This window comes from Aeromonas sp. 600724, from assembly GCF_049175135.1.
Taxonomy (GTDB): domain Bacteria; phylum Pseudomonadota; class Gammaproteobacteria; order Enterobacterales; family Aeromonadaceae; genus Aeromonas; species Aeromonas veronii_A.
Genome location: NZ_JAAKUM010000032.1, coordinates 1 through 21,607, shown reverse-complemented (window position 1 = coordinate 21,607; position 21,607 = coordinate 1). Strand labels below are relative to the sequence as shown.

Sequence of the window (21,607 nt, the reverse complement as noted above, 5' to 3'; positions counted from 1 at the left end):
GGAGAAGGATTCGAACCTTCGAAGGCAGAGCCGTCAGATTTACAGTCTGATCCCTTTGGCCGCTCGGGAACCCCTCCCCAAGTGCGAGGCGCATACTATCAGATCCAGAGGCTTTGTGAACCCCTTGATTAGGCATCTGGCAGTAAAAAATGACTGTTCGTCGATTTTTTGATACATTCAGCTCAAAATTCAAGCTTATCAGCAAGTTGTGTGCTGCTTTTCTGCACAAAACAGCATCCGTGCAAGCTGGCGATCGCGCTGAAGATGAGGCTGATAGCAGAAGACCGCCTGTGTCGGCGGTCTTCCCGGGCATCACATCTAGCGCTGGAACGGGTAGACAGAACCCAGTTTCAGGATCTGGGTCAGCTCGTCCAGTGCGCTGCGGGACTCCTGCACCAGTGCCGGATCCCGCAGATCGTCGAGGGTCAGGCGGTCGCGGTAGTGGCGATCCACCCAGCCATCGAGGCGGGCAAACTGGCTGTCGTTGATAAGGCAGGCTGGATTGACCGCAGCGAGCTCCTGATCGTTCATGGCAACCCGCAGCCGCAGGCAGGCCGGGCCGCCTCCATTGCGCATGCTCTGCTTCACGTCCATATAATGAACGGCCTTGATAGGCGTGTTCATGGTCAGCAGCTTGTTCAGGTACGCCGACACCGCCGGATTGTCGCGGCACTCGGTGGGGGCGATGATGGCCATCTCGCCGCTCGGCAGGGTGAGGATCTGGGTGTTGAACAGATAGGACTTCACCGCATCCAGCACCGATACCTCGGCGGTCGGTACCTCGATAAAGTGCAGCTCCCCTTCGCCAAACTTGGTCTGCACCTCGGCCAGCGCCTGCTCGGTGTTGAGAAATGCCTGCTGGTGGAAGAAGAGCACGTTCTGGTTACCCACCGCGATCACGTCGTTGTGGAATACCCCCTGATCGATCACCTCCGGATTTTGCTGGATAAAGACCACGCTCTCCTCATCAAGACCATGCAGGCGGGCGATGGCCTGACTCGCCTCCAGAGTCTGGCGGGCCGGATAGCGCTTCGGTGCCGGGCGGGAGAGATCAAATGCGCTGCGGCCATAGACGAACAGCTCGACCCCCGCTTCGCCATAGGCGCGGCAGAGGCGGGTGTGGTTGGCCGCCCCCTCGTCGCCGAAGTGATCGTTCTCCGGCAGATGGAGGTGGTGGCTGAAGTGGCGTTCGTTATTGAACACGGCGCGCAGGATCCGGCCAGTGACATCCGGCTCGAGCGAGCGGTGAAACTTGTTGGTCAGGTTGGCTGGGGTGAAGTGAATGCGACCATCCTGAGTATCGGCACTCGGGGAGACGGTGGCGGCGTTGGCAGTCCACATGCTGGAGGCCGAATAGCAGGCGGCCAGTACGGCAGGAGCCTGTTTGGCGGCCTGTTCCAGCACCCGGGCATCGCTGCCGGTAAAGCCGAGGCGGCGCAGGGTGGCAAGGTCAGGGCGCTCTTGTGGCGCCAGTACCCCCTGGGTCATGCCGAGCTCGGTCAGCGCCTTCATCTTGCGTAGCCCCTGCTTGGCCGCCTCTTTCGGGTTGGAGGCTTCCTGGGCGTTGTTCTGGGAGGCGACGTTGCCGTAGGAGAGACCGGCGTAGTTGTGGGTCGGGCCGACCAGTCCGTCGAAATTGACCTCGAAGTGCTTCATTGAGTACATCCTTTCGATTTTTATGATGGGTAGCGGATTCCTTCCGCGCACAATGCGTCGGGGTGGGGCCATTATAAAGAGATTTTATGTTTTTGTAACAAGCCGGTAACCAGCAGACGTTTTTATGTCGTTTCAGATATAAAAAGAGGGGCCGTATGGCAGAAAAATGAAAAAGCGGTTGCACCCGACGCTGACCCTTCGCATTAATAAATAAAGAAGCAGCGCGGTAGGGGCTGGTCAGGCAAATTGAGTCACAAGATTGCTTTTTCCCGTCAAATCTCTTATACAGCCCCACAAAACCGCACACCAACCCCGTCGGGTGCAATGAGGATAATAGTTACAGCATGGGCAAATCACTGGTCATAGTGGAGTCTCCGGCCAAGGCCAAGACCATCAACAAATATCTGGGCAAGGACTACGTGGTGAAATCCAGCGTGGGTCATGTTCGCGATCTGCCCACCAGCGGCAGCGCCAGCACCGAGCCCAAGAAACCCGTCATTCGCGGCATCAAGTTGAGCGAAACCGAAAAGGCAGCCAAGGAGCGCAAAGCCCTGTTTGCCCGGATGGGGATCAACCCGACTGCGGGCTGGCAGGCCAACTACCAGATTTTGCCCGGCAAGGAGAAGGTGGTCAGCGAGTTGCAGAGTCTGGCCGAGAAGGCAGACACCATCTATCTCGCAACCGACTTGGATAGAGAAGGGGAAGCGATCGCCTGGCACCTGCGCGAGATCATCGGTGGCGACGAGAGCCGCTACAAGCGCGTGGTGTTCAACGAGATCACCAAGACCGCCATCAAGGAGGCGTTTGCCCAGCCCTCCGAGCTCAACATTGACCGCGTCAACGCCCAGCAGGCCCGTCGTTTCCTCGACCGTGTCGTAGGTTACATGGTCTCTCCGCTGCTGTGGAAAAAGCTGGCTCGCGGCCTCTCTGCCGGTCGGGTACAGTCCGTCGCGGTGCGTCTGATCGTCGATAAAGAGCGCGAAATCAAGGCGTTCGTGCCGGTCGAGTTCTGGGATCTCAACGCTGACCTGCTGACTGGTGACAAGGCTGATCTGCGGATGGAAGTGGTCAGCCGCAACGGCGCCGACTTCAAGCCGGTCACCCAGGCCGAGACCTTTGCCGCCGTCGCAGCGCTGGAAGGGGTCGACTACAAGGTAGTGAACCGGGAAGACAAGCCGACCGGCTCCAAGCCGTCCGCGCCCTTCATCACCTCCACTCTGCAGCAGGCGGCCTCTACTCGTCTGAGCTTCGGGGTCAAGAAGACCATGATGATGGCCCAGCGTCTCTATGAAGCGGGTTACATCACCTATATGCGTACCGACTCGACCAACCTCAGCAAAGAGGCGGTGGACGCGGTGCGGGAATATATCGGCGAGCAGTATGGCGCAGCCTACCTGCCGGCCGAGCCGAATCTGTATGGCGCCAAGGCCAATGCCCAGGAGGCTCACGAGGCGATCCGCCCCTCCAGTGTGCTGGTGACTGCCGAGATGCTGGAAGGGATGGAACCGGATGCGATGCGCCTGTACGACCTCATCTGGCGTCAGTTCGTGGCCTGCCAGATGACCCCGGCTCAGTACGACTCCTCCACCCTGACCGTCAAGGCGGGCGAGTTCGAGCTCAAGGCCCGTGGCCGTACCCTGCGCTTCGCCGGTTGGACCAAGGCGTTGCCGCCGATGGGCCGCAAGGGCGAAGACAGCCAGCTGCCGGCAGTGACTGTCGGCGAGGTTCTGAAACTGGTCAAACTGGATCCGCGCCAGCACTTCACCAAGCCGCCCGCACGCTTCACCGAAGCGGCGCTGGTGCGCGAGCTGGAAAAACGCGGCATCGGTCGTCCGTCTACCTACGCCTCCATCATCTCCACCATCGTCGATCGTGGGTATGTGCGGGTCGATAGTCGCCGTTTCTTCGCCGAGAAGATGGGTGAGATTGTCACCGACCGTCTGGTTGAGAACTTCGTCGAGCTGATGAACTACGAGTTCACCGCCAAGATGGAAGACAAGCTCGATGGCATCGCCGAGGGGAGCCTGGAGTGGAAGAAGGTGCTGGATGCCTTCTATGCCGAGTTTACCCAGGAGCTGGAGAAAGCGGACAAGGCGCCGGAAGAGGGGGGCATGCGTGCCAACCAGATGGTGCTGACCGATATCGATTGCCCTGATTGCGGCCGCAAGATGGGTATCCGTACCGCCACCACTGGTGTCTTCCTCGGTTGCTCCGGTTATGCCCTGCCGCCGAAAGAGCGCTGCAAGAAGACCATCAACCTGGTCTCTGCCGACGAGTTTGTCTCCGCCACTGATGGCGAAGAGGCGGAAACCGAAGCGCTGCGTGCCAAGCACCGCTGTGGCGTGTGCGGCACCGCGATGGATGCCTACATCATCGACGACAGCCGCAAGCTGCACGTCTGTGGTCGCAACCCCGATTGCGATGGCTACGAAATTGAAAAAGGTCAGTTCAAGCTCAAGGGCTACGAAGGGCCGAGCATCGAGTGTGACCGCTGTGGCAGCGAGATGCAGCTCAAGAACGGCCGTTTCGGCAAGTACATGGGCTGTACCAACGAGACTTGCAAGAACACCCGCAAGATCCTGAAAAACGGTGACATCGCGCCGCCGAAAGAGGATCCGGTACCGCTGCCCGAGCTCAAGTGCACCCAGTCCGACGCCCACTTCGTGCTGCGCGACGGGGCTGCCGGTCTGTTCCTGGCGGCCAGCAACTTCCCCAAATCGCGCGAGACCCGCGCGCCGCTGGTGGAAGAGCTCAAGCGCTTCAAGGATCGCATCTCGGCCAAGCACAAGTATCTGGCGGGAGCCCCGCTCACCGATCCGGATGGCAATCCGGCCATCGTGCGCTTCAGTCGCAAGACCAAGGAGCAGTACGTAATGACCGAGGTCAACGGCAAGGCGACCGGCTGGACCGCTCACTACGATAACGGTACCTGGCAAGAGAGTTTGCCAAAGGCGAAGAAAGCCTGATGAGAAAGAGGCCCCGACAAGGGGCCTCTTTGCTTGTTGAGCAGCATATACTGAGTACCAGCTGCAAGGAGTGCAGCTGTCGTCAATCGCGAAGTAGACAAGGAGGTTGAGATGGAGATTAACGAGATCCGGCCAGGCATGAGCTGCATGACCCGTGAAGGTGCGGCCTATGTGCTGGAGGTTGACCGGCAGAGCCTGCTGGTGCTGCTGCAGCGAGCGGATGAGACCATACCGGTGCAGGTGCGCAGCGACGAGATCCTGGCGCCGCTGGAGTGATCCGGCTGTGATCCCCTCAAAACGGCAGTAGAAAAAGCAGCTCGGCCAGATCGGGCTGCCATTGCCACTCCTTCATTCTGACCCGCCCACCGATCACCACGACCCCTTCTTGCTGCAGGCGTCCCGTCTGTTCGGCAAAGCCTGGCGACCCTTTCGGTAACGAGATGGTGCCCGCCGCGCCCAATACCCGATGCCACGGCAGTACCTTGTCGGTTTCCCGCAGCACCTTGCCTACCAGTCTTGCCCGTCCGGGCAGCCCCGCCAGATCGGCCACCTGACCGTAACTGACCACCCGGCCTGCCGGGATCAAGGCGATGATCGCTTCGATACGGGCAGTTTTGTTCAATGGGGATGGACTTGGTTCAATGCTCATAGACCCGATTCGTCAAAAACAACAGAAGCGCCATTGTGGCGCTTCTGTCATGGGGCTGGCAATGATTCAGCCGAAGGTCTGGCTAAGCCCCTTCAGTTGCTTGGCCCGTTCCAGCAGAGCCTGACTTGAGTGATCGACATCCAGCATCTTCTGACTGTTGGCGTGGGAGTACTCGGAGATCTGGTGGATGCTGCGGCTGATCTCCTCCACGACCGCTTGTTGCTGCTCAGCAGCGGTGGCGATCTGAGTGGAGTGTTCGGTGACCAGCTCTATCTCTGCCAGCACGGTATGGAGGCTGCTGGCGCCCTGGCGGGTCATCTCGGCACATGCGCGGGTCTGTTGCAGGTTCTCCTGCATCATCCCCTTCCAACGTCCCAGCGTGTGCTGGATCTGCTTGATGCTGCCCTGGATCTGCTCGGTCGCCTTGTGGGTGCGGGTCGATAGAGTTCGCACCTCGTCGGCCACCACTGCAAAACCACGGCCCTGCTCCCCGGCGCGAGCCGCTTCGATGGCAGCGTTGAGGGCCAGCAGGTTAGTCTGCTCGGCGATGCCCTGGATCTCGCCCATCACACTGCCAATCCGTTCGGATTCGCTGGCGAGCTCTACCGCCGAGTTGAACGCCAGCTCTGCCTGTTTGGCGAGCTGTTCGATCTGTTGTTCGGTCTGGTTCAACTGCTGGTTGGTTTGTTCACAACGATTGCGAGCTTCGTTGACCTGACCGTTGGAGTCCTGAATGTTGCGGGCGATCTCGTGAGCTGTGTTGGCCATCTGAGTCATAGCCGTAGCCATCTGCTGGGTCTGGGCATCTTGCTCGTTGATATCGAGACAGGCTTGATGAGAGGCCTGCTTCAGATTGATGGCCAGGGTTTGCAGAGGTGCCGTGGCATCATTGATCCGCCCCAACACGGTTCGGATGCGGGCCTGCAGCATCTTGATATGAAAATCGGCAATGGCGCCGGGATTGTCACCGGAGTAGACCAGCCGGGTCAGACTGTCATATTCGCGGCCCAGTTGCTGCAGATAGTGGGGCAAGGCGAAGAGCTCGCGCCAGTAGGCTCCGCCGATGAGCAACAGGGGCAGCAGCATCAGCAGGGCGGTCATGGCCCCTTGGCTGGCGAAGGCCCAGCCCATTATGCCGAGCAGCAACAGGGTAATGGCCGGGGTGCGCACTCTGGCAAGAGAGGGAAGGTTGCTGCTGTTGCCGCGCTCGGCCTTGAGCAGGGCTTGGTAGGTCTGAGCGGCGATGCGCTTGAATTGGGGCTCGGGCTTGCAGCGTACCGACTGGTAGCCGCTGATCCTGTTCCCCTCGTAGATGGGGGTGACGTAGGCATCTACCCAGTAGTAACGACCATCCTTGCAGCGATTTTTGACGATGCCGCGCCAGGGTTTGCCCTCCTTGAGGCGGGCCCAGAGATCGGCGAAGGCGGCCTTGGGCATGTCGGGGTGGCGTACCAGATTGTGGTTGTGTCCCACCAGTTCATCGACCGTGTAGCCTGCGATGTCGCAAAAGGCCGGGTTGGCGTAGGTGATCACCCCGCGCAGGTCTGTGGTGGAGACCAGTTGTACGTCGGCAGGAAACTCCACTTCGCTGTCCAGGGTATGGACGTCTCTGCGGGTCATAGGAATACGCTCCGATGTTCTTGTTGATAATGTTGTCGTTGTTATTGTGGCAGATCTGGAGGTGGCCGCAGGCTCGCGCCAGCAGGAGGCGGACCAGCTTCATTGGGGGCTGAATTTTGCCAATAATGGCGGATGAATGGTAGGGGGTTGTGAGATTTTGTTGGCTAATTGTAAAAAAGGCGGCCAATTGGCCGCCAAAGTAGAGACAACATTACCTCTGTGGCATCCGGTAGCGCACCTGCAGTTGGTCGAGGATCTGCAGCTGGCCCGGCAGGCGGGCGGCGAAGTGCTCCCAGCCCTTGTGGGCGGGCTCGCTCCAGGCCACCTCGGCCGTGGCCAGCATGCGCGGGAACAACATGTAGTCGAGACGATCGCGGCTGGTGATCAATTCTGACCACAAGGGGCTCAGTACCCCGAGGATGTTATCGTTGGCATGGAAATCGGCTGGCGCAGGATCGCAAGCATAGACCTGCTCCAGATTGAGGGTTCCCGCCCAGTAGAGGCCGGGTTCATGAATATCGGCGCTCCAGGCGAGATCGAGATAGAGGAACTGGGCGGGAGCCATCACCACCGGATAACCGGCCGCGGCAGCATCCAGCCCCGCCTGAAAGCTGGTCCAGGCACAGATGGCCGCTTTGCGGCTCACCTTGTCGCCGTGCAGGATCTCCTCCCAGCCGATCATCTGTTTGCCTCTGGCGGCCAGATAGCGCTGGCAGTGGCGCAGCAGATGGCCCTGCAGCTCGCGGCAATCGGCGTAGCCCTGCTCGACCATCAGCTGCTGGCAGGCGGGGCTGTCGGTCCAGACCCCGGTCGGCACCTCGTCACCCCCCATGTGGATCTGCGGGCCGGGGAAGAGTTCGCACACCTCGTCCAGCACCGCCTCCAGGAAGCGGTAGGTGCCGGGCAGGGCGGGGTTGAGCACGTTGTCATCGAAATGCTGAACCGAGCGGTAGCGGGAGTGATCCGCCGTTTCGATCAGCAACTCGGGCAGCGCCTTGATGGCAGCGTGGCAGTGGCCCGGAATGTCGATCTCGGGAATGACGGTGATGCCGAGCTCACCGGCATAGCTCACCAGCTCCTTCACCTCGCTCTGGGTGTAGTAGCCGCCATAGGGTTCGGCGCCGCCGCTGAGCTGGGGGCCGATCGCCAGATCGTGGCCGCGCCAGGCACCCACGTCGGTCAGCTCCGGGAAGGTCTTTATCTCGAGTCGCCACCCCTCGTCATCGGTCAGATGCCAGTGGAAGCGGTTGAACTTGTAGAGGCTCATCAGCTTGAGCAGGCGCTTGATGGTGGCCGGAGTGTGGAAGTGGCGGGCGCAATCGAGAAAAATGCCGCGAAAGCCAAAGCGCGGGGCATCCTCCAGCGTGATGCAGGGCAGGCTCTCCCCATGTTGCAGATACCACTGAGCCAGCGTGACCAGCCCATGACGCCAGCCCGCTTCGTCGGCGGCGGCAATCACCACCTCCTGCGGCGTGATGGTGAGTTGGTAGGCTTCGGGTGCCAGTTTGGCCTCGGTCAGCCGGATTTCAGCGTCGTGATCCTGCTCCAGTGCCAGCGACGTCAGCTCGTTGAAGTGGGCCAGCAGCTTCGGCACATCGTGAGGGGCGCTGACATGAGCCCGCTCGGCCAGCCGGAAGTTCCCCTCCAGCAGTACCAGATGGGCCGGTTGCGGCACTATACCGGGCAGAGGCTCGACATCCGGCAGGTCGGGGCGGGCTAACGGCGGGTTTTCCAGTCCAAGATCCTGAGCGGCCAGTGTCACCGGCAGCAGCTGGGCACCTGTGGTCGCCTCCGGCAAGCTGAGGAAAAAGCCCTGCGGCATGTCGGAGAGCTTCTTGATGGGGGTCTGGCGGCAGCAAAAGCGCAGCTCGCAGCTGCCAGCGTTCGGGACAATCACCTTGTAGCTGCCGCTCTGGCGCTCCAGCTCGCCCCCTTGCAAGGAGTCGGGGTCGATATGGCGAGCCAGACAGAAGTGCAGCTTCCACTTGGTATCAGGCATGCGGGAGAGGGTGAAAGTGAACCAGACATCCTCGCCGTCACGTCGGGCGACCTGGGTGTGGATCAGGGGTGTAGACATGGAAAATCCTCTGATTGGGCAAACAGGATGGCGCCATCGAGCGCATCTGCCTGGGGGGGGATCAGGTTGAGCTGGCCGAGACGGGGAGCGAGGCGGGTGCCAATCCCCCCCAGCAGGGCGATCTGTCTGGCACCGAGCTGGGTCATCCCCTCCAGCAGGATCTGCAGCTGCTCGCAGGTTTCGTCCAGCAGCTGATTGGCGAGCTCGTCGCCATCGCTGGCTGCATCAAATACCCAGGGGGCAAAGTGGCCATAGTCCGCCGGAATGGCGCGGGCGGCCCAGCGTACCACCTCGGCCTGATCCCGCTTGAAGCGATCCATCAAGCGGATGGCGAGGGTGCTGGGGGGCAGAATGCCGTCGTGGCAGAGCAGGGATTGCTGGATGGCGCGCAGCCCCAGCCAGGCGCCGCTGCCTATGTCTGAAATGGGGAAGCCGCGGCCGGAACAGGTGCGGATCTGCCCCTCCTGATAGACCAGCCCCACCGAGCCGGTACCGGCGATCAGAATGGCCCCCTCACGGCCGCCAAAGGCGCCGAGGCAGGCACCGAAGGCATCAGAGGTGAGCCTGACGCTGGCGAAGGGGAAGGGCATCTCTAGCAGGGCGTGATAGCAGTCGGCCAGCTCGGCGGAGGCGAGCGCCAGCCCGACCCCCATCTGCTGTTCACTCTCGATAGCGATCCCGGCGGCAAGGCGGGCGCTGGCGATGGCAGCCAGCACATTGGCGTGGGCATGGGGGATGCCCAGCTCCAGATTGGATCCTGCCGAGCGCCCCTCTCCGAGCAGCTTGCCCGCCCGATCCCGAATGCGGGCGCGTGTGTGGGTGCCCCCGCCATCGACACCGACCCAGAACTCAATCATGGCGACCTCCATTTCCCTGCGCATTCAGCCAGGTGATGGCCAGGGCAAACCAGGCGGCGTGGGGGATCCACTGCTCGCCCCAGCGCCAGTTCTGATCCAGCCGATCCTTGTACTCCTCCGGAATAAAGGCCACCTCATTTTCGTCATCGAATCCGGCGGTGATGCCGTTGCAGATGCCCCCCTGCGCATTGGGATACCCGGCGGTATAGGCGGGGTTGTTGATGCCGTGGCCCGCCAGCATGCAGGCGTTGAAGGGGTTTTGCCCGAGGATCCAGTCGAGTTGGCGCTGACCGTAAGTGATGAGCGGCTGGCTCTGGCGGGGGAAGTGGCGGGCGCCAGCAAAGGCCATGGTCGCCAGCGATGCGAGGCGGGCGTTCTCCCCCTGCCACCAGTAACCGGACTCGTTGTGGTGGGGCATAAAGAAGCTGACGCGCGGCGCTTCATCCACCCCTTTCACATATTGGCGGGCGAGGGAGAAGGGGTTGCCCGCGCGGGCACAGAGCGCCAGCTCGGCGGCCAGCGCCTGCTCCACCACGGTTTGTACCCTAGCCTTGTATTCCTGATCCGGCTCTACGCCCAGATATTCCAGCAGCGCCAGCACCGGCAGGCCCGCCTCGGTGGCGTGATAGTAGGGGCGCGAGCCATCCTCGTTGGCCGACCAGTAGTGACCCAGCTCAGGATGAGGGCGCTGGCGGGCACAGAGCTTGCTGGCACGGGCTCTCGCCTCATTGAGCCACTCGCTGCCGAGGGTGCGGGTCAGCTCTACCGCTGCCAGCAGGGCGCAGTAGTCGTCGATGATGTTTTCGACCCCGTCATCCAGATAGGAGAGGTTGTGTTCACGCAGATGCAGGTAGCCGCGTTTGGCCGCCTCGGCGTAGCGGCTGGCATCGAAGTCGCCACTGACGCTCTCGCGGGCGGCGCGGGCCAGCGCGGCGATGGCCATGCCGCCCCCTTGGCGAAAACCCGCCTGCCAGTTGGCGGATTTGATCCCCTGCTGGGTGGCATAGGCGCACAGCTCGCGCTGGGCAGGATCCTTGCTCCACTTGTCGAACAGGGTCATGTAGAAGAAGCCCGACTCATCCTGCATCCGGCAGAGGAAATCGGCGCCGTGCAGCGCCTCGTCATTGAGCCGTTTGCAGAGGTTCACCCCGTCGATATCGCGGCGCGGGGCCAGCAGTTCCCGGCACTTGAGCAGGGCCCACACCACCATGGGGGTCTGCTGGGGGTTGAGGTAGTTGGCGTAGGAGAGGTGGCTCAGGTACTTGCTCATGTCGCCGCTGGCATCGAACCAGCCGCCGTGCACATCTTTGTGCTGGTCGGTGCCAAACAGGCGGGCGTTGCGGTCGGCCCGATCGAAGGTGCCGCTGGCGCGCTGGCCCTTGAAGTAGTGGATGACATCGGAGAGACAGCGGCTGGCCAGCAGATCCTGGCCGATGGCAAAACGGGTGGAGCGGACTATGCCTTGGGCGGTGATCGCCTCCAGCCGATAGTGGCCGGGCTCCTTGAAGGCGGAGAAGTCGGCACGCCAGTAAGCGCGGCCTTGCCAGCCAGGGACGCTGCCAGCCGGTTGCAGCGGGGTTTCAAACAGGATCTGGCCATCGTCGAGGCGTTGCAGCCTGACATAGCCGCCGAGATCAGGGGCGGGGGAGGTTTGCAACAGGGCGACCTTGTGTCCGTCGCACTCGTAGCCCACCTGATTGATCAAGAGTTCCATCAAGGTATTACTCCTGTGGTTCACCGCCGGGCGGTGAGGCACATCACGGGGCTATGGCCGCCCCGTATCGAGGCATGGCCGGACACTGCTGTCCGGCCGGTTCAAGGCTCACCCTCACTCGTAGAGGTAGCAGCGCACGAAGTGGTTGTCGGCAAGCTTGGTGATGGGGGGCAGCGCCTCCTTGCAGCGGGGCATCGCCTGATTGCAGCGCCCGGCAAAGGGGCAACCGCAGGACTCCGGCGTCCAGAGCGGGATCTCCCCCTTGCGGCCTCCCTCCAGCTCGGCGTGGATGCTCTTCTCGGGGTCTGGCACCGCCGAGATGAGCAGCTGGGTGTAGGGGTGCTGCGGGTGGTGCAGGATTTCGTCCACCTCGCCCCACTCCACCATGTGCCCCACATACATCACCGCCAGATCTTCCGCCACATAGCGGGCGGTGGCGATGTCGTGGGTGATGTAGAGCATGGAGACGCCGAGCTCTTTCTTCATCTGCTCCATCAGGTTGAGGATGCCGATGCGAATGGAGACGTCGAGCATGGAAGTCGGCTCGTCCGCCAGCACCACTTCCGCCTCCACCGCCAGATTGCGGGCGATGTTGACCCGCTGGCGCTGGCCGCCGGAGAGCTGGTGCGGATACTTGGCCGCCGTCGCCTTGGCGGGGGTCAGGCCGACCTTTTCCAGCAGGGCGTAGACCATGTCGGGCAGCTCTTTCTTGTCGATCACCTTGCTGTGCAGCAGCAGGGGACGGGCGATGTGGTGATAGATGGTGTGGGTCGGGTTGAGCGAACCGAACGGATCTTGCCACACCATCTGCACGCTCTGGCGATAGTCGAGCAGGGCGGTGCCCTTGTTGAACTCCTCCAGATCGTGGCCGCGATAGAGAATGCGCCCGGCACTGAGCTTGTACATCTTGGCGATGATCTTGGCGATGGTGCTCTTGCCGGAGCCCGACTCCCCGACCACCGCCAGGGCGCGGCCCCGGTGCAGGTTGAAGGTGATGTCGGAGAGCGCCCGCATCTTGCCACTCTTGATGGCATTGGAGTTGATGGGGAAGTCCTTGTAGAGGTGCTGGACTTCGATGATGGGTGCATCGGTTTTGGCGATTTGCATGACAGACATCCTTAACAGCCAGCGGCCTTGTCCAGATAGATCACGGAATCTTGTTGCAGTCCCTGCTCCTCATAGAGGTGGCAGGCGGTCTGTTGCCCGGGGCGGATCTCGGCCAATCTGGTGTACTCCTGACGGCAGCGATCGTGCACCTTGCCGCAGCGGGCCTGAAAGCGGCAGCCGACCGGCACCTCCAGCAGGTTGAGCGGTGTGCCCGGGATCCCCTCCAGTACCTTCTTCGGCCCGTGCAGGGGCGGGAAGGAGTTGCCGAGCCCTCTGGTATAGGGGTGCAGCGGCGCGGTCAGGATCGCCTTGGAAGGAGCCACCTCCACCAGCTCACCGGCATACATGATGCCGATGCGATCGCAGAACTCCACCATCAGGGAGAGGTCGTGGGTGATGAACAGAATGGAGAAGTTGAACTTCTCTTTCAGGGCATAGACCTTCTGCAGGATCTCCCGCTGTACCACCACATCGAGCGCCGTGGTCGGCTCATCCATGATGAGCAGCTCGGGGTTGAGCGCCATGGCGATGGCAATCACCAGCCGCTGGCGCATGCCGCCGGAAAACTGGTGCGGGTAGTCCTTGAGCCGGCTCGGGTGAATATCGACTATGGTGAGCAGCTCCTGGGCGCGCTTGATCGCCTCGTAACGGGTCATGCCGGGGTTGTGGGCCAGCAGCACGTCGCAGAACTGCTCCTCCATCCGCAGCACTGGGTTCAGGGCGTTCATGGCGGACTGGAACACTACCGACACCTGTTGCCAGCGGTAGGAGCGCAGCCGCTCGTCGTTGTAATGGAGGATGTTCTCCCCCTTGAACAGGATCTCGCCACCACTGATGTAGGCGGGCGGCTTGTGCAGCCGGGCCACCGAGAAGGCGACGGTGGATTTGCCGCAGCCCGACTCACCGGCGAGACCGAAGATCTCGCCTTGTCTGATATCGAAGCTCACCGAGTTGACGGCGCGCACGTCGCCATTTTCGGTGATGTAGTCGACGCAAAGATTGCGTACTGACAGCAGGGGATGCTTGTTCATGCTGTCTTCTCCTGTGCGGCAGAGAGTGGTGTTGCGACCGGTGTGGCAAGTTTCTTCCAGCGGCTCAACCCTTTGTGGGAGCGCAGCTGCGGGTTGGCAATCTCGTCGATGGCGAAGTTGAGCAGAGCCAGACCGGCACCCAGGGTGGCGATGGCGAAGCAGGGGGCCAGGATCTCCCACCAGGCGCCGACCAGAATGGCACTGGAGGTCTGGGCGTTGTAGAGCATGATGCCCCAGCTCACCACGGTCGGGTCGCCAAGCCCCAGGAACTCCAGGGTCGCTTCGGTGACGATGGCGTAGATGATGGAGCCGATGAAGCTCACCCCGATGATGGAGATGAGGTTGGGCAGGATCTCCACCAGAATGATGCGCCAGGCCGGCTCGCCCAACACTTCGGCGGCGATGACGAACTCCTTCTCGCGCAGGGCCAGGGTCTGGGCACGGATGACCCGCGCGCCATAGGCCCACGAGGTCAACCCTATTATCACGGCAATCACCGCCGGTGACGCCTCCCCGATAAAGCTCGCCAGCACCAGTAGCAAGGGGAGGTTGGGGATCACCAGCACCACGTTCATCAGGAAGGTGAGGCACTCATCCACCAGACCGCCGAAGTAACCGGCGGTGATGCCGATGGCGACGGCCAGGGTGCAGACCAGCAGGCCTGCGCTGAAGCCCACCAGCAGCGAAATACGGGCGCCGTTGGTGAACTGGGCCCAGATGTCGTGGCCCATGCGGGTTGAACCCATCACGAACTCGGCACTGGGCGGCTGGTGCGGGCGAGCCACCCGTTTGGTCGGCTCGTTGCTGGCCAGAATGGGGGCAAAGAGGGCCATCAGTACGAAGGCAACCACGATGGCGAGGCCACAGGCAGCCTTCTTGTTGCCCAGCAGGATTTTGAGGATTGTGGGCATACGCATCTTGTTGTCCGGTAACAGAATTTTGAGCATGGTCGGCATACGCATCTTATTTGCCTCCTGTACGCAGACGGGGATCCAGGAAGACGTAGAGCACGTCGGCCAGGAAGTTGAAGCTGAGCATGGTGATGGTCATGATGAGCAGCTGCCCCTGAATGAGCGGGTAGTCGCGGGCCAGAATGCCCTGATAAAGGGTCAGGCCCAGGCCGGGATAGTTGAAGATAACTTCGGTGATGAGGGAGCCACCGATAACGAAGCCGAGCGCCATGGAGAGGGCGGTGACGCTGGGCAGAATGGCGTTGCGGGCGCCGTAGTTGAAGATCACCCGGTTGCTGGAGAGCCCCTTGGCCTTGGCCATGGTGATGTAATCCTCGCCCAGCAGGTTGATCATGTTGTTGCGCATGGTGATAAGAAAGCCCCCCACCTGTACCACGGCCAGGGTCAGCACCGGCATGATGGCGTGAGTCATGATGCTCTTGATGTGCTCCCAGCCCCAGTCAGCCTTGATCTCCGGGCTGTAGGCGTAGCCGATGGGCAGCCACTCGAGGCTGACCCCGAACAGGAACAGGGCGAGCAGGGAGACCACCACCGGCGGAATGGCCTGCATCACCAGGGTGAGCGGGGAGAGAATGCTGTCCATCCGGCCGCCGCGATACCAGGCGGCGAAGATGCCGACGATGGAACCGAGGGAGAAGCTCAGGATGGTGGAGGTGCCGACCAGAAACAGGGTCCAGCCGATGGCACGGCCCAGCACGTCAGAGACCTGCTGCGGGTAGAAGCGCACCGAGGTGCCGAGATCCCAGGTGAAGACACTCTTCACATAGGTGAGAAACTGGGTGCCGATGGGGCCGTCGACAAAGCCGAAGGTGGCTTTGAGGGCTTCCAGGGCGGCGGGTTCCATCATGGCGCCAGCGCGGGCAAACATCACGGAGACAGGATCCCCTGGCATGGCACGGGGTAACAGGAAGTTGATGGTGGCGGCTACCAGAAAGGCAACCAGATAGAAGGAAAAGCGTCTCAGTATGAATCCCATGATAGTACCTTTTACTGCAAGTCTGCCCCGCGTCGGGTATAGCTACCCCAACCCCGGCGGTGCCGGGCAAGAAAGGGGTTAACGGGGAAGATGGCCCCCTGCAGGGGGCCGGGATTGTTTAGCTGTTTGGCTTGAGGGACAACACGTGCAGCAGACGCTCAGGGGTGTCCGGGTGGAGCTGAGGTTTGGCTACCGGGTTATCAGCACTGAACCAGCCGTTGAAGCGCTTGGTGCTGTACTCATACCAGGTCGGGTTGTTGAAGACCGGAATGATGGTCTGGTTGGCACCAACACGATCCTGGATGGCGAACATGATCTCCTTCTGCTTGGCCGCATCGGCGGTCTGGGTGAAGTCATCGATCAGCTTGTCGAGCTCGGGGTCCTTGTAACGGGGCGCGGCGAAGCGGTTGCCACGGTCGCCCATGTTGCGGGAGTGGAACGCGGTCTCGAAGTACTTGTGCGGGTTGGCACCGGCAAAGTAACCCTGCAGGGCGACATCGAAGTCACCGGTGATCAGGTTCTCGGTCCAGACGGTTGCTTCCGGGGTGGCGGTCTTGGCGTTCAGGCCCAGCGCCTGCAGCCCTTCTACACCAATCTGAACTGTGTTGACCCAGTCGGTCCAGCCGTTCGGTACCAGTACCTTGAACTCGATCTTTTTGCAGCTCGGGGTGTCGAGGAACTTGTCGCCGTCACAATCCTTGTAGCCTGCCTCTTTCAGCAGGGCCTTGGCCCCTTCCAGATCGAACTTGTTGTACTTGCCGTACTTCTTGTCCACTTCCGGGTTGTTCCAGGAGTCAAAGGCTTTGCCCAGACCTGACGGGTACTCGTTGACGGTGGGGTAGCCGTAGCCCGCGATATCCACCATGGACTGGCGGTCCATCGCCATGGAGAAGGCGCGGCGGAAGTTGATGTCGTTGAAGGCTTCGTTATTGCCCGGGTTCTTGGTCTGGAAGTTGACGTTGAACGCCACGGTACCGGAGGCCGGGAACCAGTATTTGTTGTTCTTCGGATCGTTGCCGACGTAGAGGCGTTCGATATCCGGCACGAAGGAGCCGAACCAGTCGATGTCACCCTTCATGACAGCCGCCAGCACCTGGTCGTTGGTGGCCATCTGCGGCATGCGGATACAGTCGATAGCGAGGTTGGCGTTATCCCAATAGTGCGGGTTGCGGCACTGGGTGTAGAGCTGGGCGGAGAAGTTGTCCACTTCGGTGAAGGGGCCAGTACCAACCGGCTTGTCGTTGGTGAAGGCAACCGGATCTTTCACCGATTTCCACTGATGCTCCGGCACTATGGGTACCAGCACCAGATCATTCACCACGTTGGTGTTGACCTCGGTCAGGTCGAATTTGACCTTGTTGGGGGCCAGCTTCTCGACGCTCTTGATCTGGGTCCAGATTGAGCGCTCATCCAGCGCCTTGTTGGCCTTGACCAGATTAAAGGAGAAGATGATGTCATCGGCATCAAAGGCTTCGCCGTCAGACCACTTCACGCCGTCACGCAGATCGAAGGTGACGGATTTCAGGTCATCGCTGAACGCATAGTTGGTGGCCAGACGATAGACGGGTTTGCCCCCTTGCATATCGTTGAAGATCACCAGCGGTTCATAGATGAAGTGACGGGTGGTGTGCAGCAAGCCCGCTTGCAGGAAGGGGTTGAAGTTCTTGACCCAGGCGGTTTCCTGCTGTGCGACCATGGTCAGCACGGTTTTGTTTTCTGCGGCCATGGCGTTACCGGCGGCACCGGCAAGCATCATGGTTCCCAGCATTACAGCGGTAGAGATTTTGGATACTTTGGCAAGCATATGTTTTCCTTTCTTATTTTTTGGCATTCCCGAGGGTTCGCCTTGTTTTGTGTGAGCACCGGTTTCGCATGCTGATGAAATCGGCCCTCTGTGTTGGTCAGGTGTCTAACCTTTGTCGTTCTGTTTTCCAACGCCCTAAGCAAACCAGAATTAACAGGAAAACAACAACTATTGATTTCGTTGTTTTCGTAAAAATTGACGGTGTTACGTCAATCTCGTCAAAATGATTTTTTATTTGTTTAAAATCATTAATTTGCGTTATTTGCTCTCGCGTAAAAAGTGGCTGTGAAAATGGCGTATATGACAAATTTGTGAATTGGATCTGCTCTCGGTTTCGGGGTTGTGCGGGGCTTTGTTTTGCATAAAAAGAAACCAGATTGCCAATTGTGATCCGGCGCCCGTTTAGGGCGCCGTGTCACGGTTTGCGGTTGGCGAGTTGACGCAGGGTCTGTGCGCTGTGCTGCAACTGCTGGCGCTGGTGGTCATTGAGCGGGCAGTGGCCCAGCACATACTCGGTGGTGGCCACCACCGTCTTCCAGCGTGGTGACTTGGGGAGGGTGTCCAGACTCAGGTATTTGTCGAGGGTGCGGGTCTGTGGGCTGGATCTGTCCATATAGACCCGCCACAGCTTGCTCTTCTCTGCCAGCACGATTTTGCCCTTGCCGGTCCCCTGCTGCCAGGCATCCAGGGTTAGCTGCATGGTCTCTACCAGCGCCCGGCGCAGCGGCTCGTCATCCTGCTGGCGAATGAGGTCGTCGGCCAGCGAACGGAACTCGCCACCCAGGCGGCTCAGCTCGCCCAGCAGCTGTTCATCTTCGATGATAGCTTGCCGCGAGAGGTTCTTGAGGGCGTTCTCCAGCGCCATTACCCGGTTCTCATCCTGACGCAGCTCGGTACTCAGAGTGAGGGCGAAAGCGGCCTGTCCTCCGAGCGCGATGGGCAGGGCACGGGCGTTGAGTACATCTTTTTGCCCGGCCACCAGAAATTCCAGATTGTGTTCCCGTTCGCTGGCAAGGTCGGGCCACTGCTGTTGCAGCGGGGTGGCGAGCCACTCATTGAGGGGCTGCCCCTCCATGGCTTCCGGCTCCTGACCCAGCAGGCGTGCCATCACCCGGGAGGCAAACAGCACTGTGCCCTGCTCGTCGATAAAGATCATGGGGTCGGCCCCTTCGCCGAGCAGGGCCAGCAGGCGCTGCTGATCCTGATGCAGTCGATCCTGCAGGGTGAGGCGATGTTCGATCTCCTGCTTCAATAGCCGGTTCTCTACCAGCGAGGCGCGTCCGGCCTTGGCTTCCAGCAGCGCCTTGACCCGGGCAAACAGCTCTTCCTTGCAGAAGGGTTTGACCAGATAGTCGTTGGCTCCGGCCCCGAAGCCCTCCTCGATATCCTTGGGTTGGTTAAGGGCGGTGAGCAGCAGCACCGGCAGCATATCTTTCGGGTGCTGCTGGCGCAGGCGGCGGCAGACGTCAAAACCGGAAAGGGTCGGCATCATCACATCGAGCAGGATGAGGTCCACCGGCTCCTCAGCCAACTTGGCCAGCGCATCGTGGCCGTCACTGCTGGGCAGGATGCGGTAGCCGCAGGGTTGCAACAGATGGCGCAGGATGTGCAGGTTGATGGGCTCGTCATCCACCACCAGAATGAGCGGCGCATCCTCGGGGGGAGGGGGCAGATCGTCGCTCTCCCAGTCCGGCAGGATCAGCGGTTGCTGGCGCACCAGCTGATGCTCGATCTGGCGGCTGTCGAGAGTCAGATTGGCCGCTTTGCCGGTGGCAAGGGGCAGGGTAAAGGCGAAGGTAGAGCCAACGCTCGGCTCGCTCTCGACAAACAGCTCGCCCCCCATCAGGTGCACCAGCTGGCGGGTGATGGAGAGACCAAGGCCGGCCCCCTGCTTGCTTACCTCCGGGCTCATCTGCACCAGCGGCTCGAAGATGTGTTCCAGATGATCGGGGGCAATGCCGATGCCGGTGTCGGTGACCTTGATGCGCAGGAAGTTGTTCTCGACGATGGCACTGAGCACCACCTTGCCCTGCGGCGTGTACTTGATGGCGTTACCCACCAGGTTGTAGAGCACCTGTTCGAGCCGCTGCTCGTCGGCCAGCACCGGCGGCAGTTCGGCCGGGCTGATATCCACCAGAGTGAGGGGTTTGGCCTGCACAAGATGCTGGCAGAGATCCAGCACCAGCCGGATCACCCCTTTTGATGAGACGGGTTGTGAGTGGATCTCCAGCTGGCCGTAGCGCATCTGGTGGTAGTCCAGCAGATCGTCAACCAGACGGGCCAGGCCGTCGGCGCTCTTGATGATGAGGCCGAGCTGTTTTTGCTGCCCTTCGGTCAAATCCTGCTGGCTGGCAAGCATGGACTCGGCCATCCCCTTGATGCCGTGAATGGGGGTACGCAGCTCGTGGGAGGTGTTGGCCAGCAGTTCATCCTTGAGCTTGTCCGCCTGCTGCAGGCTGAGGTTCTGCTTGTGGGTCAGCTTGACCTGCTGTTGCAGCTCCTGGGTCTGCTGCTCGATGAGTTCGATCTTGTCCTTCACCGAGCGCTGCATATGGCGAAACGCCTCGGCCAGCCGGTCGATATCATCGCCGGTGCGCTCGATGGCGATGGGGTGATCCAGCGCACCGTCGGCCACCTGCTCGGCCGCTTCGGTCAGGGATCGCAGCGGCGCCGTGATGGAGTGGGAGAGCCAGCGGGAGAAGAGGATCAGCAGCAGTACCGAGCCAGCCCCCAGCACAATCACCAGAGTTTCCAGCTGGCGGATCGGGGCATAGGCTTCCCGGGTTGAGATCTCGGCGATAAAGGCCCACTCGGTGTCGAACACCTTCACCTGGGTGTAGGCGGCCAGCACCTCGTCATCCTGATAGGAGTGGAACAGCCCGACCCCCTGCTCGCCGGAGAGCGTCTTGGTGATGAGGGGCGTTTGCAGTGGACGGAAGTTGGGGCTGAAGCTGTTCTCGACGCTGAACTCCGGTGCCAGCCAGGCATCGGCGCGCATCCGCTTGTCAGGGCCGATGAGGATGGTCTCGCCGGTCTCGCCCAGCCCCTCCCGCTCCGCCATGATCTGGTTGAGCTTGTCCGGCAGCAGCTCGAAAATCACCACACCGCGCACATAGTCGTACTGCATCACGGGTGCCGCCATGTAGGCGACCACCTGCCCGGTCAGCTCGTTGCGGCCAAAATCGGTGAACTCGAAGATCTGCTGCGGTTTCTGGCCGCCATCGAGGCGGCGTTTGATCTTGGCGAAGGTCTGGCCCAAGCCACTGCCCTGATAAGGTCCGGAGAGCAGATTGGTGGCAAAGTTAGGGTGCTTGGTGACCGAATAGACCACATCACCGTTGAGGTCCACCAGAAAGATGTCGCTGTAGTTGGACTTGCGCACCATGTCGGCATAGCCGCGATGAAAGCGCTGGTGCACCCGGCCATACATCTCGTCGGCGAGGATAAGTGCCGTGATGGAGGGTTCGATCTCCACCTGACTGTCCGGTTTGCGCAGTTGATCCCAGGAGCCGGGCAGATAGCGGGCCTGAGCACGGCTGCGGGCCTCCTGCGGTGTGGTGCCCAACTTCTCGAAGGCGCCGGTAAAGCCATAGAAACGGCCGATACTGTTGCCGGCAAAATCCTGCTGGGAGAAGTTGATGATCTGCTCTTTGAGGTTGTTGAAGTAATCCTCGAGCTGACTCTTCTTGATATTACGGACGGAGACCAGATGGTTGGAGGTCTGGGTGGTGAGATCCTTGCCGTGGCTGTATAGGAAGAAGAGGGTGATGACCAAAAAGGGCACCATGCCCAACATGAAAAAAGCCAGCATTAACTGCGGCCTGAGCCCACGAAGCGTGAAGATCCATTTCATCTTGTGATTTTCAATTGAGAATCCGGTTATTAAGCCGCTCAAGTCTCGAACGAAAGCGTAATCATTTCAACGACTTTATCCCAAATTCGCTTGGTGGGTCACAGCTGGCTGGAGAAAAATGCAGCAAGGCGTTTAAACCCTGAGCAAACAGTTTGCATCAGGGCTTAAATTGCGAAAAAGGGGTTGTGCTGGCGCTCGTGGTACGTATAATGCGCCTCGTTGTCAGGCAACTGGCACGAAAGCAGTAACGCGGGAATAGCTCAGTTGGTAGAGCACGACCTTGCCAAGGTCGGGGTCGCGAGTTCGAGTCTCGTTTCCCGCTCCAA

Annotated in this window: 14 protein-coding genes and 1 tRNA gene; 3 read left to right on the top strand and 12 right to left on the bottom strand. The window is 60.8% G+C overall.

Features of this window, described 5'->3' with window-relative positions:
* Positions 1–318: 318 nt before the first annotated feature.
* Positions 319–1,656, bottom strand: a complete 1,338-nt coding sequence (gene astB, locus G5168_RS20645) for an N-succinylarginine dihydrolase (RefSeq protein ID WP_421252664.1) — start codon at positions 1,654–1,656, stop codon at positions 319–321.
* 344 nt (positions 1,657–2,000) lie between these two features.
* Here astB and topA point away from each other — a divergent pair, with 344 nt between their 5' ends.
* Complete coding sequence (gene topA / locus G5168_RS20640; protein WP_421252663.1) at positions 2,001–4,622, top strand: type I DNA topoisomerase; 2,622 nt, start codon at positions 2,001–2,003, stop codon at positions 4,620–4,622.
* 111 nt (positions 4,623–4,733) lie between these two features.
* Complete coding sequence (locus G5168_RS20635) at positions 4,734–4,898, top strand: hypothetical protein (RefSeq protein WP_005334891.1); 165 nt, start codon at positions 4,734–4,736, stop codon at positions 4,896–4,898.
* A 16-nt stretch (positions 4,899–4,914) separates the two neighbouring features.
* Here G5168_RS20635 and G5168_RS20630 read toward each other — a convergent pair whose 3' ends face one another.
* The 11 genes from G5168_RS20630 to G5168_RS20580 form a co-directional block, all read right to left on the bottom strand.
* On the bottom strand, positions 4,915–5,271 hold the full coding sequence (locus G5168_RS20630; RefSeq protein WP_019446729.1) for an MGMT family protein: 357 nt from the start codon (positions 5,269–5,271) through the stop codon (positions 4,915–4,917).
* Positions 5,272–5,337: 66 nt separating this feature from the next.
* Positions 5,338–6,891 carry a methyl-accepting chemotaxis protein gene (locus G5168_RS20625; RefSeq protein WP_421252662.1) on the bottom strand — a complete coding sequence of 518 codons (1,554 nt, stop codon included), beginning with the start codon at positions 6,889–6,891 and terminating at the stop codon, positions 5,338–5,340.
* A 211-nt stretch (positions 6,892–7,102) separates the two neighbouring features.
* The gene (locus tag G5168_RS20620; RefSeq protein ID WP_421252661.1) at positions 7,103–8,968 is read right to left on the bottom strand and encodes a beta-N-acetylhexosaminidase; all 1,866 of its coding nucleotides are present in this window, start codon (positions 8,966–8,968) and stop codon (positions 7,103–7,105) included.
* Positions 8,953–9,825: a BadF/BadG/BcrA/BcrD ATPase family protein gene (locus tag G5168_RS20615; RefSeq protein ID WP_421250027.1), complete on the bottom strand. Its 873-nt coding sequence runs from the start codon at positions 9,823–9,825 to the stop codon at positions 8,953–8,955. The genes G5168_RS20620 and G5168_RS20615 overlap by 16 nt, the downstream gene beginning before the upstream one ends.
* Entirely contained in the window at positions 9,818–11,539 is a 1,722-nt protein-coding gene (locus G5168_RS20610) for a glycoside hydrolase family 9 protein (RefSeq protein ID WP_421252660.1), read from the bottom strand. The genes G5168_RS20615 and G5168_RS20610 overlap by 8 nt, the downstream gene beginning before the upstream one ends.
* 114 nt (positions 11,540–11,653) lie before the next feature.
* The gene (locus G5168_RS20605) at positions 11,654–12,646 is read right to left on the bottom strand and encodes an ABC transporter ATP-binding protein (RefSeq protein ID WP_421252659.1); all 993 of its coding nucleotides are present in this window, start codon (positions 12,644–12,646) and stop codon (positions 11,654–11,656) included.
* 11 nt (positions 12,647–12,657) lie between these two features.
* Positions 12,658–13,677, bottom strand: coding sequence for an ABC transporter ATP-binding protein (locus tag G5168_RS20600; protein ID WP_005334876.1), 1,020 nt, complete (start codon positions 13,675–13,677; stop codon positions 12,658–12,660).
* On the bottom strand, positions 13,674–14,594 hold the full coding sequence (locus tag G5168_RS20595) for an ABC transporter permease (protein WP_005353820.1): 921 nt from the start codon (positions 14,592–14,594) through the stop codon (positions 13,674–13,676). Before G5168_RS20595 ends, G5168_RS20600 begins: the two co-directional genes overlap by 4 nt.
* Positions 14,595–14,640: 46 nt before the next feature.
* Positions 14,641–15,624: an ABC transporter permease gene (locus tag G5168_RS20590; protein ID WP_005334871.1), complete on the bottom strand. Its 984-nt coding sequence runs from the start codon at positions 15,622–15,624 to the stop codon at positions 14,641–14,643.
* Positions 15,625–15,742: 118 nt separating this feature from the next.
* Positions 15,743–17,428: an ABC transporter substrate-binding protein gene (locus G5168_RS20585; protein WP_005353816.1), complete on the bottom strand. Its 1,686-nt coding sequence runs from the start codon at positions 17,426–17,428 to the stop codon at positions 15,743–15,745.
* A gap of 415 nt (positions 17,429–17,843) precedes the next feature.
* Positions 17,844–21,281 carry an ATP-binding protein gene (locus G5168_RS20580; protein ID WP_041202730.1) on the bottom strand — a complete coding sequence of 1,146 codons (3,438 nt, stop codon included), beginning with the start codon at positions 21,279–21,281 and terminating at the stop codon, positions 17,844–17,846.
* A gap of 249 nt (positions 21,282–21,530) precedes the next feature.
* Here G5168_RS20580 and G5168_RS20575 point away from each other — a divergent pair.
* Positions 21,531–21,606 (top strand) — tRNA-Gly (locus G5168_RS20575).
* Position 21,607 lies beyond the last annotated feature (1 nt).

Bases quoted from the DNA above. Each gene is read 5' to 3' on its own strand.
- G5168_RS20580 (WP_041202730.1), bottom strand. From the start codon at position 21,281: ATGAAATGGATCTTCACGCTTCGTGGGCTCAGGCCGCAGTTAATGCTG.
- astB (WP_421252664.1), bottom strand. From the start codon at position 1,656: ATGAAGCACTTCGAGGTCAATTTCGACGGACTGGTCGGCCCGACCCAC.
- G5168_RS20610 (WP_421252660.1), bottom strand. From the start codon at position 11,539: ATGGAACTCTTGATCAATCAGGTGGGCTACGAGTGCGACGGACACAAG.
- G5168_RS20595 (WP_005353820.1), bottom strand. From the start codon at position 14,594: ATGCGTATGCCCACAATCCTCAAAATCCTGCTGGGCAACAAGAAGGCT.
- G5168_RS20605 (WP_421252659.1), bottom strand. From the start codon at position 12,646: ATGCAAATCGCCAAAACCGATGCACCCATCATCGAAGTCCAGCACCTC.
- G5168_RS20630 (WP_019446729.1), bottom strand. From the start codon at position 5,271: ATGAGCATTGAACCAAGTCCATCCCCATTGAACAAAACTGCCCGTATC.
- G5168_RS20620 (WP_421252661.1), bottom strand. From the start codon at position 8,968: ATGTCTACACCCCTGATCCACACCCAGGTCGCCCGACGTGACGGCGAG.
- G5168_RS20585 (WP_005353816.1), bottom strand. From the start codon at position 17,428: ATGCTTGCCAAAGTATCCAAAATCTCTACCGCTGTAATGCTGGGAACC.
- G5168_RS20635 (WP_005334891.1), top strand. From the start codon at position 4,734: ATGGAGATTAACGAGATCCGGCCAGGCATGAGCTGCATGACCCGTGAA.
- G5168_RS20625 (WP_421252662.1), bottom strand. From the start codon at position 6,891: ATGACCCGCAGAGACGTCCATACCCTGGACAGCGAAGTGGAGTTTCCT.
- G5168_RS20600 (WP_005334876.1), bottom strand. From the start codon at position 13,677: ATGAACAAGCATCCCCTGCTGTCAGTACGCAATCTTTGCGTCGACTAC.
- G5168_RS20590 (WP_005334871.1), bottom strand. From the start codon at position 15,624: ATGGGATTCATACTGAGACGCTTTTCCTTCTATCTGGTTGCCTTTCTG.
- G5168_RS20615 (WP_421250027.1), bottom strand. From the start codon at position 9,825: ATGATTGAGTTCTGGGTCGGTGTCGATGGCGGGGGCACCCACACACGC.
- topA (WP_421252663.1), top strand. From the start codon at position 2,001: ATGGGCAAATCACTGGTCATAGTGGAGTCTCCGGCCAAGGCCAAGACC.